Genomic DNA, 18,172 nt, shown 5'->3' with positions numbered 1-18,172 from the left:
AACAAAAAGGATGCGAATGTGTCAAAAGCACATGAAGACTTTTATAATGTTATAATATTAGGCGCGGATTACGCGGAATAACGCAGATTCAATAAACTGAATCCGTAAAATCTGCGTTATCCGCACCTAAAATAAAGCGTTAAAGAAGGTTTTGATACATTCCCCTTACCCTTTTGCTTCCTGATACATAAATCTTTTAATGCTCTTCTTTGCTGTTTTCTCGAACTCCTCGAAGTGTATCTTGACTTTTGTAATCTGGCTGTAGGCCGGTAATTGCAGATTCAATTCATTCCGATTGTTCTCCATAACCTTTTCGATGTCCGATTGTTCCATACCGTGGGCGAATGCATCGTCAAAGTCCGGATAGATAAGAGCCACGAGCTTGTCGTTCTGCAATACGATCAGTGATTCGGACACATAGGGCATGTTATTCAGTTTGCTTTCAATCTCTTCGGGATAGATGTTCTGGCCGCTGGCTGTGAGCAACATGTTCTTGCTACGTCCGCGGACAGTGACATATCCTTCGGCATCCATCGTTGCAAGGTCGCCGGTGTGCAGCCAGCCGTTTACATCGATGATTTGGGAAGTCGCTTCGGCATTTTTGTAATAGCCCAGCATCAGATTGGCACCTTTACAGATTATTTCTCCTGCCACGTTCTGAGGGTCGGGAGAGTCTATCTTTACTTCCATGCGGGTGGTTGCCTTGCCACAAGAGGCCAGTTTCAATGTTTCCCAGCGGCTGGAACAAATGATGGGGCCGCATTCCGTCATTCCGTATGCAATGGTATAGGGGAAGCCTATCTGCTTCAGGAAGCGTTCCACTTCGGCATTGAACGGTGCCCCTCCGATGATTATTTCATCGAAATTACTGCCGAATACTTCCATTGCCTTTTTGCGCATGTCAGCCTTGATTTTATCGTTGACAATGGGCATCCGCAATAGCAGCTTGCCTATTTTATTGTCTATCCGGGGCAGGATATCCTTCTTGATAATCTTTTCTACGATGAGCGGTACACACGAAATGACCCGTGGCCTGATTTCGGAGAATGACTGTGCAATAATCTTGGGAGACGGCATACGGGTAAGGAAATACAGATGGGCGCCTGCGGAAAAACCGTATAGAAAATCGTACACCATACCAAATACATGTCCCAGAGGCAGCATGGATACAATATGGTCGCCCGGACGTACGGGGAGCATCTCATGGCAATATGCAACATTGGACCAAAGGCTGCGATAGGGGAGCATGACCCCTTTGGAATATCCCGTGGTGCCCGAAGTATAGTTTATGACAGCCAGTTCTTCGGGTGATTCCTCCTTGCGGTAGCTGATATGCTCGGGGCGGAAATTCTTGGGGAAACGTGTGCCATAGAGGACGTTGCGATGTTCGAAAGCCTCCATCAGCTGCTCGTTGCGGCAAACTACCGGAGTGAAGTCCGTCAGCAGTACGATACCCATCAGCAGGGGCATTGCCTCTTCATTGAGGTTTTCCCATGCCCGGTCGCCGACAAACAGCAGCTTGGCTTCGGAATGGTTGACGATGTTGTGGATATTGTCGGCCTTGAACTCATGCAGAATGGGAACGATGACAGCTCCATAGGTAACTGTCGCCAGAAAAGCGACTGCCCAATGTGCACTGTTACGTCCGCAAACGGCAATCTTGTCACCGGGCCTAATGCCGGCGCTTTCCAATACGATATGGAATTTGGCTATTTTCCGTGCTACATCTTTGTATTGCAGTGTAATTCCTTTGTAGTCTGTCAGGGCGTTGCGATCCCAGTTTTTAATAATGCTTTGTTCTATATAATCGATGAACCCTTGTTCTTGTTCCATTCAGCTGTTGCACACTTTAGTTAAAACTGCGCAAAGATAGGTCTTATAGTGATGCAAAGCAAATAGTTTCCACTTTTTTCTTGCCCTGAAACGGATAGAAACTTATCTGTAATTCTTATTCCTTGCTATTTTCCGAAATAAGAAGCAGCTTGTCACCGGCATGAAGTTTTAATGTTCCGTTCGGAATGAGGTACTCATCGCCACGTTTTACAATCATCACCAGTGTGCCTTTGGGCAGGTTCATGTCTTTCAGGGTGTCTGCCTGCTCCAGCATTTCTTGTGTAATGGTCATGTCGTGCAGGTTGGAGTCAATCTCTTCGGGCAGCTCAACTCCGAAATCATTTCCGGTCTTTTCCAGCGGGGTGGAGAGGCCCAGCAGCCGGGCTACCCAGGAGACTGTGGTACCCTGGATGATCAGTGAGACGATGGTTATGAAAAATACGATGTTGAAGATGACATGGGCACCGGGCACATTAGCCACCACGGGATAGGTGGCAAAGATAATGGGTACTGCGCCACGTAATCCTACCCACGATACGAATAGCCGTGACTTGAGGGTGATTCTCTTGCCAAAAGGCAGCAGGCAGAGAAAAACGCTGAGAGGACGTCCCACAACAATCATGAAGACGCCGATGAGCAATGCCACGACTGCCACTTCCAGCATCTCATGGGGGTTGACGAGCAGACCGAGGCAGAGGAACATGATGATTTGGAAAAGCCAGGTCAGTCCATCCATAAAAGTATAAATCTCTTTCCGGTGCATGATTTTGTTATTGCCTACCATCATTCCGGCGATATACACGGCCAGGTAACCGTTGCCTTTCAGCAGGTCGGTGATGGAGAAAGTGAAGAATACAAAGGACAGCAACAGGATAGGATAGAGTGCCTGGTTGTCTATATTCAGCCGGTTCAGCATAAGGATAGCCAGCTTTCCGAGGAAATAACCGGTTGCGGCACCGACAATGAACTGTATGGCAAAAGAGCCTAATATCTGGGGAACTCCCATTCCGGAGGACTGGATGAATTGAATCAGCACGATTGTCAGCATATATGCCATCGGGTCGTTACTACCGCTTTCCAGTTCCAGCATGGGGCGCAGATTATGCTTCAGGTTCATTTTTTGTGAACGCAGAATGGCGAATACAGAGGCTGAGTCGGTAGATGACATGGTGGATGCAAGCAAAAGGGAGGTTATCAACGGCAGGTGGATGTTGGTCCAGCTCATGCCGGACAGCCACCAGATAAATAATCCGGTAAAGAGGGCCGTGAGCAGCACTCCTGCAGTTGACAAAACAATGCCGGGAGTCAATATGGGCTTTATCTCCGTAAACTTGGTGTCCATGCCACCGGAGAACAGAATGATGCTGAGTGCAACCATGCCGATGAACTGTGCTTCCTTGGCGTTGTGGAACTGCAATCCCAATCCGTCACTGCCGAACAGCATGCCGACGACAAGAAAAAGCAATAACGCAGGCACTCCGAAACGGTAGCCGGTCTTGCCGACAATGATGCTGACGAAAAGTAATATGGAACCTATAAGTAGTATGTTTCCTGCTGTAAATATCATAAATTCTATGCTATATAGTTTGAAATGTGATGTTTCTTATGTCTAATAGTACAAAGATATGCATTGTGTTTAACAAATACAAATCTAAAATAGTTCAATTGAACTTTAAAATAAAGGTGGTTTCTTTACTGGGCAATAAGGATAAATTTCCACCGGAAAGCCTCATTATTTGCCGGGAAATACTCAATCCAATACCGCTTCCACCCTCTTTGGTCGTAAAGAAGGGGATAAATATGTGTTCGGCAATGTCATTGGGAATGGCAGGTCCGTTGTTGGAAATTTCTATCAGTATGGCTTCCGCTTCATTGCAGTAGGCACGTATGTTGATATGTCCTTCTTTATCTGTATTTTTATCCGATTCGATGGCTTGTATGGCATTTTTCAGTAAGTTGATGACTACTTGTGATACCAGGTTCTCATCGGCATATAGAATAAGGTCGCTTGGCGCGATGTCCGTATGAAAGGTGACCCGGACATCGGGGTGCTGGTGACGGGCGAGTTCGACCATCCGCTCGATAAAACTTTTTACATAGAACAAGGATGGTTCGGGGGTGGGAATACGGGTGAATTTCCGGTATGATTCCACAAAAGAGAGCAGGCCCTTGCCCGTGCTGCTGATAGTCTGCAGGCCGTTTCTGATTTCTTCTTTGGAGGCTTGTGCCTCGGTCAGTCCCAGCAGTGTATCGCTCAGGGAGGTTATGGGAGTGACGGCGTTCATTATTTCGTGCGTCAGTACGCGGGTAAGCCTAATCCAGGAATCTATTTCCTTTTCATCCAGCTCGTTGTTGATGTCGTTCAAGGCGAGGATGCGAAGATGCTCTTTACGGACTGTAATGTCGCTGACGCGGACAGACATGTTTACAGTGCCTCGTTCGTTGTTGAAAGGCATTTGCAATTTGTCTCCCGGGCGGCAATTGGCAAGAAGGGACGAAAGACGCGGATCCACGCGGTTCAGCTGGCTGACGTGGGTAAAGACATTGAGGCCCAGCAAACGGAGGGCTTCACTGTTTTTTTGATATACGGCACCATTGTCGTTCAGGACAAGGATACCGGTATTCACGCAGTCCAGAATGAGTTCGTAGTACTTTTCTTGCTGGGCTGTTTCACTTTTCACATTATAAAGTATATGGGCAACCCGGTTCAATGCACGGTTCACGAGGCGTGCGTCGGCAGTGTTTTCCGTTTCGGAGAAGTGGATGGCATTGTCGTTGTTTTCGATGGCGTCGAGCATGAAAAGCACCTTCCGCACATGATGGCGGTATAGCCTTTGCTGCCAGTACAGGGCTATGGGAAGCAGCGCAGTGCAGAACGCGCCCCAAAATACGTCTACAGTCCACATCACCCCTGCAAGGAGTGCTACTGCCAGACTGACGGCAACGCGGAATGAATAATTAAAGGCCATACTTCTTCATTTTGTTGTACAACGTCTGGCGGGTGATACCCAGCTGTGCGGCGACGGCAGAGAGATTTCCGCTGCATTTGTCGAGCGTCTTCCGTATCATCTGCATTTCCATTTCTTCGAGCGTGGATGCGGTTGCTTCGGGAGTGCCGGTTCGCCGTGCCAGCTGGAACAGTTCTGCAGGAAGGGTTTCGTTGTCACAGATGATAATGGCTTTTTCGATGGCATGTTCCAGTTCGCGGATATTGCCGTACCAGGGGTGGAGCGTAAGCTTCTCGCAGGCGCCGTCCGTCAGCTTGACGGGGGGCTTGTCATATTGCTTGCAGAAGCGGGCGATGAAAAGTTCTGCAAGGGGGATGATGTCTTCGGGCCGCTCGCGCAACGAGGGTATCTCAAGATGTATCGTGTTGATGCGGTATAGCAGGTCCTCGCGAAATTCGCCTTTTGCCACCATCTCGGGCAGATTGCGGTTTGTAGCGCAAATCAGCCGTATGTCTACGGGAATGGGAGTGTTGCTGCCTACACGGACAATGCTGCGGCGTTGGATGGCGGTCAGCAGTTTGGCTTGCAGATGGTAGGGGAGATTGCCTATTTCATCGAGAAAGAGGGTGCTGTGGCTGGCTGCTTCGAACTTGCCGGCACGGTCGGCATGGGCATCGGTGAAAGAGCCTTTCACGTGGCCGAACAGTTCGCTTTCGAAAAGGCTTTCGGTGACTGCACCCATATCCACACTTACCATGTCCTGCCGGTTGCGCGGTGAAAGGGAGTGGATTTCGCGTGCCAGCATCTCTTTACCGGTGCCGTTCTCGCCCGTAATAAGAATATTGGCATCGGTAGAGGCCACTTTTTCCACCAAGAGGCGAAGTTGCTGCATGGCGGAGCTGTTTCCCCAATACATGTTGCGGATATCCGCAAGCGGGTGGTTGTTTTCTGCCGTACGTCTGGCATTTGGGCCGTTGGCCGGAGATTTTGTTTCAGAAGCTGATACGGCATTCAGTAAGGTTTCCACCAGTTTCTGATTGTTCCAGGGTTTCACGACGAAGTCTGTGGCTCCTTCCTTGATTCCCCGTACGGCAAGGTCAATGTCGGCATAAGCGGTAAACAGCACTACGGGCAGGGTGGGACATAGCTTCTTTATTTCATGGAGCCAGTATAGTCCCTCGTTGCCGGTATTGATGCCCGAGGTGAAGTTCATGTCAAGAAGAACCACTTGCCATGACCTTTCCCGCAATACGCTGGGCAGGGTTACGGGAGAGGGAAGTGTGATTATCCCTTCAAAATATGGCTTCAACAAAAGCTGCAAGGCGGTAAGTACGCCTCGGTTATCATCGACAATCAGGATGTTTCCATTTTTTTTTGCCATAAACTATTTCTGTTTTCTGCAGGCAAAGTTAATGATTTATCTGTATTATATTCGGTAAATCTCTCAGTTTTCAAAGTATTAAGATTCTCCTTCTCATTTAGCAAATCCTTATGCCGCTTTATTTTATATTTTTGCTTACTAAGAATTAATCGTCCGACAGTTGTTGAATTATCGTCCGACAGCTGTCGGACGATAATTCAACAACTGTCGGACGATAATATAACGATTGTGGGACGGATAGATTTAAGTAAAACAGAAATTAGTTGGCAGCAACTTCAGTAAGAGTTCATGGCGGTACTGAAAAAAGAACTTATAGCAGTTGCAGTTTGATGCCAAACGACAAGCTCAGATAATCCTTGGGTTTCAGATATTTGTTGGTGAAAGCGCTGACTACATATAGGTCACATGTACTTATTTCATAGAAGAAAGTGATTTCCTTGGCCGTGAACCGTCGTTGCGGGTCGATGTCGTAAGTGATGCGCTGTCCTAAGAATGCATGGATGCGTACCTTGGAGGAGAAACCATAATATCCTTTAGGGTAGCGTTCCGGTTCATTGACCCAGAATTCATCGCCGAATACCGTGTTCAGATACATACCGCAAGCCAGCGGTTCTACAGAAAAACGGCTCTGTTTTATTTGCAGGCTCCAGGGAAGGTAGTTCTGCTTGACGGTGAATGTCAGCTTGGTACGTTTGGAGTCATATTTGGGCAATACTCCGAAGAATACGTCTGTTTCCCATTGGTTTCTTCTGCCGTAATCCCATCCGGTACCGAATGACAGCAACCCCATATTGCCGGCAAACTGAATTTTGGTGTGCGTCGGAATCAAGGCCTCCCAATGCCTGCGGTAGCGGTGTACGCGGCGGTCATAACGGTTCTCTCTGGTCTGGCTTTCAATGACGGCATCCGGTTGCAGGTCCATCCATACGGTATCGTGTTCTATGATGAAGATGGTATCTCTCTCTTGTGAAAAAGCAGAAAAAGAGCATACCGACAAGAAGACGACGGCGCATGCCAGATGATTAATAATATGCCACTTCGCGTTCATATCCGTCGGGGGTTATGGTGAATATATAGTAATTGCGGTTCTTCATGCAGTCGCTCATGTAATACATTATCCCATCTTCAAAGAGGTCTTTCTCGAAGCGATGGTGTTCGTGTGCGGATGTACAGAACTGCAGTCCGGGAAATTCCTTGATGTAACGCTGGAATACGTGTGCCACATTATTGTTGAACTCGTTGCAGAACGGGCGTATATGCATGGACACAACGGTTTTATCGAATTCCTCTTCATGGTCGCGTATCTGTGCGGCAAGAAACTCGAAGTCGGGAATGGGGCGGGAGTAGTCAAATTCGATGGCGTTGGTATTCAGGCAGACAAACTTTACCCGTCCTGCAATGAAGGAGAAATTGGGGTCTCCGAATATTGCACGATAAGTCTCTTCGCCCGTGCCCAGGCAGTCGTGATTGCCGAGAAGTACCACATAGGGTATCTTGAGTTTGTTCATAATGTCCCGTTGCCAAAGGAACTCGTCTGTTACACCGAAGTCACTGACGTCTCCGCCATGAATGACGAAATCTATGTCGTCCCGCTTGTTGAGGTGGCTTACAAAATCGGCGGTCTCGTCGTACCAGCGCTGGGAGTCACCCATTGTTACGAACCGGATTGTTGTCTTGTTCTGGCAGTTCTGCTCTATTTGGGCAATGTTGTGGGCATTGACATCGGTTTCACCGCTGATGTGTACATCGTAAGGGTGATAATCTATCATGTCGCAGCCGGCTATAAGCAGGCATAGGAATGAAGGATATAAGAGTTTGGGGAATTTCATGTGCAGGTGCTTCATTTTACGTTTATACTCTATCTTTAGAAAACTGTGGGCAAAGGTAAAGTTTTCATTCTTATGGATTCTTTTCTAATTTCCCTTTTTTTTGTTCTATGAGGCTGAACAGAGATTCGGCCTCTGTCTAATTTTTAGACGGGAGTGTCTAAAAATTAGACACCTTTGTCTTCTTCTGAAATGCAATATGCATTGATAATCAGATTTGTGCATTCTTTGGCACGCTTTCTGCAATATGAAAAGCAAGAAAATAAATCTAATAAACGATAAACGGAATGAAACAAATCTATTATGTAATTCAGACTTTACTGCGGGGACGCGGTTCGAATATCATCAAGGTCATTTCTTTGGGATTGGGATTGACGATGAGTATTCTGCTTTTCTCCCGCGTGGCATATGAACAGAGTTTTGACACTTGCTTCAAGGATTATGATAACTTGTATCAGGTATGGTCGATATTCTCGGTGAAAGGAGAGAAGTTTGAGCCTCAGGAGTGGAATTGCGGTCCCGTGGCAGGGGCCATTTTGGAGAACTTCCCCAAAGAGGTGGAGTCGGCGGTAAGTTTGAGCACGTCTATGGTATCTGCTCCCCTTTACAATGGAAGCGTGCGTCTTGATGACAGGAAGATTGCAGCCGATTCGCTGTTCTTCCGTACCATGGGTATCGACGTCCTGAACGGGAATCCCGAAAAGGACTTGGTGCAGAAGGATATTATTTTCTTGAGTGAACGCTTTGCAAGGAAAGTGTTCGGTGAGGAGAATCCTATAGGGAAAACGCTTAATTATGACCATCAGTTTGACCTGACGGTGAAGGGAATCTATGCCAATTTGCCTGAGAACGCCACAATCAATCCGGAAGCGGTTATCTCGATGCCTACCTTGTGGAGCCGCAACTGGAATAACTACTCGTGGAGCGGGGGAGACAGTTGGGTAGAGTTTATCCGTTTCCGTCCCGGTGCCGACAAATCTGTTGTCAATGCGCGTATTGATGCCATGATAGACAAATATCGCCCGGCAGAAGATAAGAAAGAGTACGGTTACACGGCTTTTGTGCAGCCCATCCGTGATACATACCGCAATTATGATGATGTGCAGCGGATGCGTGTCATCATGAGCATTCTTGGTTTTGCCATTCTTTTCATTGCGGCGTTGAACTATGTGCTGATTTCCATTTCCTCTTTGAGCTACCGCGCCAAGTCGGTAGGCGTACATAAATGCAGCGGTGCGAGCGGTGGCACGGTTTTCAGCATGTTTTTGCTGGAAACGGGTATCATCATTGTGGCGGCATTGCTGCTGATGGCGTTGATAATGCTCAACTTCCGCGATTTTGTGGAAGACACGGTCGTTGTAAAGCTCTCCACCTTGTTGGCTCCGGAGCGTATCTGGGTACCGTTGTCGGTAGTGCTTCTGCTGTTTATAGTGGGAGGCGTGTTGCCGGGTCGGCTCTTTGCGCGTATTCCCGTATCGCAGGTGTTCCGCCGCTATACCGAGGGGAAGAAGGGCTGGAAGCGTCCGTTGCTGTTTGTCCAGTTTGCAGGCGTGGCATTCATCAGTGGATTGATGTGTGTGGTGATGTCGCAATATCAGTATGTACTGAAAAAGGATATGGGGTATAATCCCAAGCAGATAGCCATAGGCAATGCCTACTGGGATAATGAAGCGACGCGTGACGCGGCTTATCAGTTCTTCAAAGGATTGCCCTACGTGGAAGCGGTGTCCAGTGCCAACAGTACGCCCATTAGCGGATATAGCGGTTCGATGATTCATAGTGAGAGCGGGCAGGCACTTTTCTCTTGCCGTTCTTCTTATTTCATGCGCGAGGACTTTCCTGCTTTGATGGGCATGACTATGAAGACGGGACGTATGGCGCGCGATAAAGAGGAAGTCGTGGTGAACGAGACCTTTGCCGAGATGATGCGTTGGGGAGACGACGTCGTGGGCCGTACGGTATATACCGAAGGGAATACATTCAAGGTCGTAGGGCAGTTGAAGGATTTCCAGATAGAGAGTTTCAGAACCGAGAAGATGCCTTTCATAGCCCGTGGGAACAAGAATTTTTATGGAACGGTACATGTTCGTTTGAAAGAACCCTTTACCGAAAATCTGCAGAAGTTGAACCACGATGTAGCCGAGGCTTTCCATGACCAGACCATTGACTTTACCGGTTATGAGAAAAGGATAGAGAACAGCTATAATTCTGTCCGTGTATTCCGCAATGCCACTTTGATGGCGGCAGTGACCATGTTCTTCATCATGCTGATGGGGCTGATTGGGTATACTACCGACGAGGTGCGCCGCCGCAGTAAGGAGATTGCCATCCGTAAAGTGAACGGGGCAGAGGCTTCCGGTATCTTGGAAATGCTGTCGAGGGATATACTTGTGGTGGCGGCTCCGGCAGTTGTCATCGGTACGGTATTGGCATGGTATGTCAACGGAATGTGGATGGAACAGTTTGCGGAGCGTATTCCCATCAGTTGGGCAGTATACGTACTGGTAGTGATGGTCAATTTGGTGATTATCGTAGCCTGCGTACTTTGGAAGTCCTGGCGGATAGCGAACGAGAATCCGGTGAATAGTATTAAGAGCGAATAAAACAATATTAAAACATTAAATATCATGATTGAGATTAACAACATCAGCAAAGTATTCCGTACTTCGGAAGTAGAGACGGTAGCATTGAATCACGTAAACCTCGATGTAAAGGAGGGAGAGTTTGTAGCCATTATGGGGCCGTCCGGTTGCGGCAAATCCACCTTGCTGAATATTCTGGGACTGCTGGACAATCCTACTGAGGGCAGTTACAAGTTACTCGGCCAGGAAGTGGCGGACTTGAAAGAAAAGGAACGTACACGCGTACGTAAGGGGAAACTGGGATTCGTGTTCCAGAGCTTCAACTTGATAGACGAACTGAACGTCTACGAGAATGTGGAACTTCCCCTTACGTATCTTGGCGTAAAGGCGGGTGAACGTAAGCGTATGGTAGAGGATATACTGAAAAGAATGAACATCAGCCACCGTGCCAAACACTTCCCGCAACAGCTTTCCGGCGGTCAGCAGCAACGTGTGGCGATAGCCCGTGCGGTCGTAACCAATCCCAAGCTGATACTCGCCGATGAGCCTACCGGTAACTTGGACTCCAAGAACGGAGCTGAGGTGATGAATCTGTTGACAGAACTGAATAAAGAGGGTACTACGATTATTATGGTGACCCACAGCCAGCACGACGCCTCGTTTGCACACCGCACGATACATCTTTTCGACGGTAGTGTGGTGGCAAGTGTGGCAGCGCAGGATTTGTAACGGACTTTTAAAACAACTTCCATGAGACAACTATATTACACTCTCCAGACATTGATACGAGGAAAAGGCTCCAACCTCATCAAGATTGTTTCTCTGGGACTGGGGTTGGCAGTCAGTATCCTCATTTTTTCCCGTCAGGCATTCGAGCTCAATTATGATACCTGCTACAAGGACCATGAACGTTTGTGTCTTGTCAAAACAGTATGGTATTACAACAACGAGTATCATCCTTCGCACATAACTCTTGGACCGGTGGCTGGTACTATTGCCGAAAACCTGCCTGACGAGGTGGAGAGTGTTACCGTCACTCAGCAATGGTGGAGCAATTCGGCTTGGTTTGCCAATGAACGCCGTTTCCAGACCAATGCCATGACGGCCGATTCTTGTTTCTTTGCCACTATGGGCATTGATGTTGTCAGTGGAGACCCTCGCGAGCTGAATAATCCGGAGGTAGTCTTCATCAGCAGGGAGCTGGCCGGCAGCATGTTTGCCGATAAGAATCCCATCGGGCAGACGGTGGTCTATAACAAACAGATGCCAATGACCGTGAAGGGCATTTTTGAGGATTTTCCCGAAAACTCCAGTTTCTATGGAAGTGGTGTCGTGATGTCTTTGGCTACCTCCTTCAAGCATCATTGGGGATACTGGGGATGGGGAGGTGGAGACAGCTATATGTCCTTTGTCCGTCTGCGCCCGGGGGTGCAACTGGACGATGTGAACACCCGAATAGAGAAACTTGCCGAGCAGGTGCGCAAGAGCGATGATGTGTTTATCAGTCTGGTTCCGATAAAGGACTACCGTATGGAATTTGGTATCAGTACCATGCGTATGGTATGGATTCTGTTGACGCTGGGAACCGCCATACTTTTTATTGTGGCGATGAATTATGTGCTTATTTCCATCTCAGCCATGAACCGTCGTGCCAAAGCTATAGGCGTACATAAATGTAGTGGGGCAAATACGGGAACTATTTTCGGTATGTTCTTATGGGAGACCGGAGTCATCATGCTTTTTTCCTTGCTGCTTGTAGCGCTGCTTCTATTTAATTTCCGTGAGCCGTTGGAGGACATGCTCGACGTTAGTCTTGCCGGTCTTTTCTCTTGGGAAAACATTTGGGCACCGCTTTCAGTGATAGTCATTTTGTTTATGATAGGCGGCATGTTGCCCGGGCAGCTTTTTGCCCGCATTCCGGTGACGCAGGTTTTCCGCCGGTACACCGAAGGCAAGAAAGGCTGGAAACGTCCGCTCTTGTTTGTGCAGTTTGCCGGTACCTCCTTTATTTTCGGCTTGTTGGGGCTGGTGCTTATGCAGAGCCATTACATCACCAATAAAGAACGTGGATTCGATTACCACCGGGTGGCTTATGCTTCGGGCGTATCCTTTGACTCGGATGCGGAAAGCGATGCCAATCGTAGTGTGATGCTTTCTTTGCCTTATGTGGAAGATGGAGCTTGTAGCAGTAATCTTCTTACAGATGGATTGAGCGGAGAAGGGGTTACGACTGATAACGGGCAGTGGATGAGCATGCGTTGGGTGGAATTTGGCAAGGACTATGCCCCGTTTATGAAGTTGGAATTTGCGGAAGGCAAGAATATGGATGCTCCTGGGCAGATATTGGTCAATGAAACATTTTTGAAAATGATGCATTGGGAAGATAAACCGATAGGCAGGCAAGTGCGCAACGGCGATCGCATAGCGGGCAATATTGTAGGTGTACTGAAAGACTTTGCCACATCCAATGCCGCTTATGTGGCGGTGCAACCTATGTATGCAACTTATCTTGACCGATTTTCCGGAAACATCCAATTACGTCTGAAAGAGCCTTTTGACGATAACCTCAAGCGTTTGAATGAAGACATGGAAAAGCTGTTTCCCACCCGTGACATTGTATTTTCCTCGTTCCAAAAGGTCATTGACGACCAGAACAGTACCGTCACGGATTTCCGTAATGCAGCTTTACTGGCTGCCATAACCATCCTTTTTGTTACGTTAATGGGGTTGATTGGCTACATCAATGACGAGATACAACGCCGCAGCAAGGAAATTGCCATCCGTAAAGTGAATGGTGCGGAAGCGTCATCCATTCTCCGGCTTTTCTCGAAGGATATATTCTGGATATCCTTGCCGGCCGTTTTTCTTGGAGGGCTGGGAGCCTGGTATATAGGCGGTGTCTGGATAGAGCAGTTTGTGGAGGGAGTGGATTTTGGTATCTGCGGATTCTTGCTTATTGCATGCATTGTACTATTGCTCATCATCGGTTGTGTAGTATTCAAGGCATGGCAGATTGCCAATGAGAATCCGGTAGACAGTATCAAGAGTGAATAAAGAATAACTTCAGGAAATTATGATGAGTAGTCACATTTATTATACATTGCAAAGTTTATTGCATAGACAGGGGACCAATGCCATTAAAATCGTATCGTTAGCATTGGGACTGTTGATGTCCGTATTCCTATTTGCGCGGATTGCATTCGAGTTGAATTTTGATAGCTTTTATCATGATCCGGATAACCTTTATATTGTGAAGACGGGTTGGATGAAGAATGGTGTATTGGAAGGAGGAGAGAGTTTCTACACCATTATTCCGATTCCTGGCATTATAGCTGAAGAATTTTCAGATAAGGTGCAAGGGGCTACGGTCAGTTGTTCACTATTCGATGACGATTATAAGTTGGGTAACCGTCCGTTGGAATTGAAGACAGTGATTGCTGATACGCTCTATTTTTCTGTTCTCGGTTTGGATGTAGTAAAAGGAAATCCGCAGGATTTAGCGAATCCAGATGTAGTTTTCCTTTCAGAAACGGCAGTACGGCAGGTATTTGGTGATGAAAATCCCATAGGTAAGACTGTGTCATACGATTTCTGGGGGCATGAAGCTACTTTGCTTGTTAAAGGTATTTTTCGGGATGTTCCTTTGAATACTTCTTTGTATAAGCGTCCCGAAGCAGTTGTGTCTTTCTCGAATATAGAGAAGTACACGCAGTGGGGAATGGGATGGCAGAGTGGTGGGAATTATGACGGTTTCGTTCGGTTACGCAGTCCGCAAGATGCCGATTGGTTGAACGAACGGATATCAGCGGCTGTCGCACGGCACTTGCCATCGGATAGCGGGCTGGAACTGTCGGTCCATATTGTACCTATCCGCAGTGTGCATCTGGGTGAAGCGCAAGTCCGCAAAATGGTTTGGATTATGTTTTTCTTGGGTGCTGTGTTACTTTTCACCACGACGTTGAATTATGTATTGATTTCCATTTCTTCGTTGACACAACGTGCCAAAGCGATAGGCGTACATAAATGTAGTGGTGCATCAGGTGGCAGTATCTTCTGTATGTTTCTGGTGGAAACGGCGATAGTAATAAGTGCGGCATTGTTGGTAGTCGGAATATTGGTTTATGTCTTCCATGAGCGGATGGAGGAGTTGGCGGCAGTCCCTCTTGCCGTATTGTTCGATTGGCAGCATTTATATGCGCCTTTGGCGGTAGTGGCGGTCTTGTTTGTTTTTGGAGGATGCTTACCTGCCATGCTCTTTGCCCGTATTCCCGTGACGCAAGTATTCAGGCGTTACACTTCCGGCCGCAGGGGATGGAAGCGGGTATTGCTCTTCGTACAGTTTATGGGTGCAGCATTCATTATAGGTATGATGCTGATGGTGTTCTTGCAATACCGCTATATGGTAGGGCGCGACCGTGGTTGGCGACCGGAACGTGTAGTGTCTATCTTCCAGAGAAAAGTGAATGCTGATCTGTTACGTACACAACTTCGTAACTTGCCCTATGTAGAGGCGGTTGCCTCGGCCGAACGCTCTATAACGGGCTTTGGAGCCAATCGCCCGATACTTGACGCTCAAGGCAACGAGATGTTCTATCCGCGTAATTCGTGGTTCGATAGTGACTACTTGCCTTTTATCGGTTTGAAATTGAAAGAGGGACATAACCTCACAGGGAAACACCAACTGCTGGTCAACAGCACGTTCTGTGAGAAAATGCATTGGACGGACAGCCCCATTGGCAAGCAGGTGAATGATTATGGTACGGTGGTAGGTTTGTTGGATAGTTTTGCATTTGTCGGCTGTACCAACGACAGTGAAGCCGTTATGATAGAATGGTTTGAAGGTACCGCATTTTGTCTGGAAGCCCGTCTTAAAGAACCGTTTGATGACAACCTGCGCCGACTGAATGAGGAAATGAGCCGTCTATATCCACAAGATGACCTTGTGTTCCGTTCTATGGAGCAAATGTTGGGCAATTATGCCGAATCTGTACGTGTCTTCCGCGATGTCACTTTATGGGCATCTTTCACCATTCTTTTTATCATTTTAATGGGGCTGGTGGGATATGTGGATGATGAAATACGTTTACGTTCCAAAGAGATTGCCATTCGTAAGGTGAATGGAGCGGAAACATCCGGTATATTGCGATTGCTGTCGCGTGATGTGCTTTGGATTGCCATACCGTCTGTAGTGCTTGGAACACTTGGAGCTTATGAGGTAGGGCAAATCTGGATCAGTCAGTTTAGTGATGTGGTACTACTGCCTATCGTCGGATATATCAGTATCGGCTTTTTGTTGCTTGCATTTATCGTGGGATGTGTAGTGATGAAATCATGGCATGTTGCCAACGAAAATCCGGTAAAGAGCATCAAGAGTGAATAAGATATTTTCCCACTTGGATGGCCTGCTCAAGGTAAACACATCATGCGTTTGGGGTGTATGGATGATGTGTTTTCCGGGATCCACCGTTAATCTTTCGTAAATCTACTCTTGACAGATAATCGGGTATTATATATCCATAAAGCTATAACAGCCGTTACAAAAGCAAAGAAGTCCGATACCGGCATACATATCCAGATGCCGTCCAGCCCAAAGTAATGCGGGAATATCAGTAGTCCCGGCAACAGATACAGTAATTGGCGTGTCAGCGATAAGAAGATACTGATTTTCGCTTTCCCGATGCTTTGGAAGAAATTGCCGATGACAATCTGTGCGCCTACCAGCGGGAATATGGCTACGGCAATGCGCACGCCTCTGGAAGCAATATCTATCAACTCTTCATCACTGGTAAAGATGGCAGATATGGCATGGGGGAACAATTCGCAGATAAGGAAACCTGTACTGGTGATACATACTCCGGCAATGATGGTCAGACGCAGGGTAGCCTTCACACGGTCGTGTTTTTGCGCACCGAAGTTATAGCCTACAATCGGTTGCATTCCCATCGTCAACCCCAATACAATCATTACATAGAGTACCAGCAGCCGGTTGATAATGCCATATGCCCCGATGGCCATATCGCCTCCGTACTGTTGGAGGCTGTTGTTTACGATAATCACAATGACACATGCCGTAACATTCATTAGGAACGGTGACATACCGATGGATAATATACTGCTGATGATGCGTTTTTTCATCTTCCAGAACCCCCGTTGCAGACGTACCACACTTGTCTTTTGCAGGAAATGGCTTACTACCCACACCATGCCGATGAACTGCGAGATGACCGTTGCCGTTGCAGCTCCCCGTATTCCCCAGTCAAATTGGAAGATGAAAATGGGAGCGAGGATTATGTTACAGACTACCGTTACCATAGACGTAAGCATCGCTTTCTTGGGATATCCCGTGGCACGCATGATATTGTTCAGGCCAATCATGGTATAAGTGACGGGGGTACCCAGTAATATCACCTGCATGAAGTCGCGGGCATATGGCAACGTATCATTGCTGGCACCGAAGAAGCGCAGAATATCATCCAGGAATATGAATGAGATGCCGCCGAATATGAATGCATTGACCAGGCAGAACATCAGTGTGTTTCCCAGGACTTCGGTAGCTCCGTCCAGGTCTTTCTGTCCCAGCCGGATGGATGAAATGGTAGAGCCGCCTGCCGATACCATCGTACAGAAAGCTACGACCAGATTCATCAGAGGGAAGGTGATGGCAAGTCCGGCAATGCCCATGGGACCTACGCCATGGCCAATGAAAATGCTGTCGATGATGTTGTACAACGAAGTAATCGTCATGCCTATAATGGCCGGAATGGAATACTGCACAAGCAGTTTGCCAATGCGCTCGGTTCCTAATATATGCGGGTTGTTCATTTGATATGAGTCAATTAAGGAGTGCAAAGATAAGAAATATTTGTTTGGTTCGCAGATTATTCTCACCTTTGTGCACTATAGTGTTTTGGTATTAACAGATTTAGGTAAAAGAAAGTTTATGGACACAACAAAAGCAACCGCCGTACTTTTTGATTTCGACGGCGTGGTGGTAGACACGGAGACACAGTACAGTCACTTCTGGCATGAAATGGGAAAGCAGTATTTGGGTATGGATGATATTGAAGGTAAAGTGAAGGGCCAGACGCTGGTCTATATTTATGACACCTTTTTTCCGGGCATGGTGAAGGAACAGGCCGAAATTACCGAACGGCTGAACCGCTTTGAACAGGAAATGTCATTCGACTTTATTCCCGGAGTGCTTGACTTCATTGCCGACCTACACCGGAATGGGGTGAAGACTGCCGTAGTGACCAGCTCCAACGAAGCGAAGATGGCAGCTGTCTATCGGGTTCATCCCGAAATAAAGACTCTTTTCGACCGTATCCTTACGGCCGAGATGTTTACGGCTTCCAAGCCTGCACCGGATTGTTTTCTGTTGGGTATGGAGGTTTTCGGCACAACTCCCGACACCACATATGTATTCGAGGATTCTTTCAACGGGCTGAAAGCCGGCATGGCTTCAGGAGCTACCGTTATAGGGTTGGCAACCACCAATTCCCGTGAAGACATAGCTCCGTTGTGTCATTATGTATTGGATGACTTTCAGGGATTCACTTACGATAAATTAACTCAATTGTACAAGTAATCAGAAAAAGGATT

General features: G+C 47.4%; 12 protein-coding genes. 5 read left to right on the top strand and 7 right to left on the bottom strand.

Translation table 11 applies throughout. The annotated features are described in order from the left end of the window. Positions 1-165: 165 nt before the first annotated feature. From EYA81_RS00675 to EYA81_RS00650, 6 genes are all read right to left on the bottom strand, one after another. Positions 166-1,833: a long-chain fatty acid--CoA ligase gene (locus EYA81_RS00675; RefSeq protein ID WP_131225263.1), complete on the bottom strand. Its 1,668-nt coding sequence runs from the start codon at positions 1,831-1,833 to the stop codon at positions 166-168. A gap of 115 nt (positions 1,834-1,948) precedes the next feature. Continuing rightward, complete coding sequence (locus EYA81_RS00670; RefSeq protein ID WP_009038359.1) at positions 1,949-3,400, bottom strand: potassium/proton antiporter; 1,452 nt, start codon at positions 3,398-3,400, stop codon at positions 1,949-1,951. Between the two features lie 94 nt (positions 3,401-3,494). Further along, the gene (locus tag EYA81_RS00665; protein WP_131225262.1) at positions 3,495-4,802 is read right to left on the bottom strand and encodes a PAS domain-containing sensor histidine kinase; all 1,308 of its coding nucleotides are present in this window, start codon (positions 4,800-4,802) and stop codon (positions 3,495-3,497) included. Further along, positions 4,792-6,162 (bottom strand): sigma-54 dependent transcriptional regulator, encoded by a 1,371-nt coding sequence (locus EYA81_RS00660; RefSeq protein WP_131225261.1) that lies wholly within the window; start codon positions 6,160-6,162, stop codon positions 4,792-4,794. The genes EYA81_RS00665 and EYA81_RS00660 overlap by 11 nt, the downstream gene beginning before the upstream one ends. Before the next feature lie 310 nt (positions 6,163-6,472). After that, positions 6,473-7,210, bottom strand: a complete 738-nt coding sequence (locus EYA81_RS00655; protein WP_005827685.1) for a hypothetical protein — start codon at positions 7,208-7,210, stop codon at positions 6,473-6,475. Beyond that, entirely contained in the window at positions 7,185-7,991 is an 807-nt protein-coding gene (locus EYA81_RS00650; protein ID WP_044468801.1) for a metallophosphoesterase, read from the bottom strand. Before EYA81_RS00650 ends, EYA81_RS00655 begins: the two co-directional genes overlap by 26 nt. 284 nt (positions 7,992-8,275) lie before the next feature. On the opposite strand from EYA81_RS00650, the gene EYA81_RS00645 reads away from it, so the two are divergent. Genes EYA81_RS00645 through EYA81_RS00630 form a run of 4 tightly spaced genes read left to right on the top strand, consistent with a single transcriptional unit; the run spans position 8,276 to position 15,950 of the window. Next, on the top strand, positions 8,276-10,591 hold the full coding sequence (locus tag EYA81_RS00645) for an FtsX-like permease family protein (RefSeq protein ID WP_131225260.1): 2,316 nt from the start codon (positions 8,276-8,278) through the stop codon (positions 10,589-10,591). Positions 10,592-10,615: 24 nt separating this feature from the next. Continuing rightward, positions 10,616-11,299, top strand: coding sequence for an ABC transporter ATP-binding protein (locus tag EYA81_RS00640; RefSeq protein ID WP_005827694.1), 684 nt, complete (start codon positions 10,616-10,618; stop codon positions 11,297-11,299). Positions 11,300-11,320: 21 nt separating this feature from the next. Continuing rightward, positions 11,321-13,624: an ABC transporter permease gene (locus EYA81_RS00635; RefSeq protein ID WP_131225259.1), complete on the top strand. Its 2,304-nt coding sequence runs from the start codon at positions 11,321-11,323 to the stop codon at positions 13,622-13,624. 22 nt (positions 13,625-13,646) lie between these two features. Then, complete coding sequence (locus EYA81_RS00630) at positions 13,647-15,950, top strand: ABC transporter permease (RefSeq protein ID WP_117600881.1); 2,304 nt, start codon at positions 13,647-13,649, stop codon at positions 15,948-15,950. A gap of 86 nt (positions 15,951-16,036) precedes the next feature. Here the strand turns inward: EYA81_RS00630 and EYA81_RS00625 are convergent, their stop codons facing one another. Further along, positions 16,037-17,392, bottom strand: a complete 1,356-nt coding sequence (locus EYA81_RS00625; RefSeq protein WP_117600880.1) for an MATE family efflux transporter — start codon at positions 17,390-17,392, stop codon at positions 16,037-16,039. 118 nt (positions 17,393-17,510) lie between these two features. Here EYA81_RS00625 and EYA81_RS00620 point away from each other — a divergent pair, with 118 nt between their 5' ends. Continuing rightward, positions 17,511-18,158, top strand: a complete 648-nt coding sequence (locus EYA81_RS00620) for an HAD family phosphatase (RefSeq protein ID WP_117600879.1) — start codon at positions 17,511-17,513, stop codon at positions 18,156-18,158. The last annotated feature ends 14 nt before the right edge of the window (positions 18,159-18,172 follow it).

Source organism: Bacteroides sp. A1C1 (assembly GCF_004328515.1).
Lineage (GTDB): Bacteria > Bacteroidota > Bacteroidia > Bacteroidales > Bacteroidaceae > Bacteroides > Bacteroides uniformis.
The sequence above is the reverse complement of the archived record's forward strand: the minus strand, read 5'-3'. Positions and strand labels throughout refer to the sequence as shown.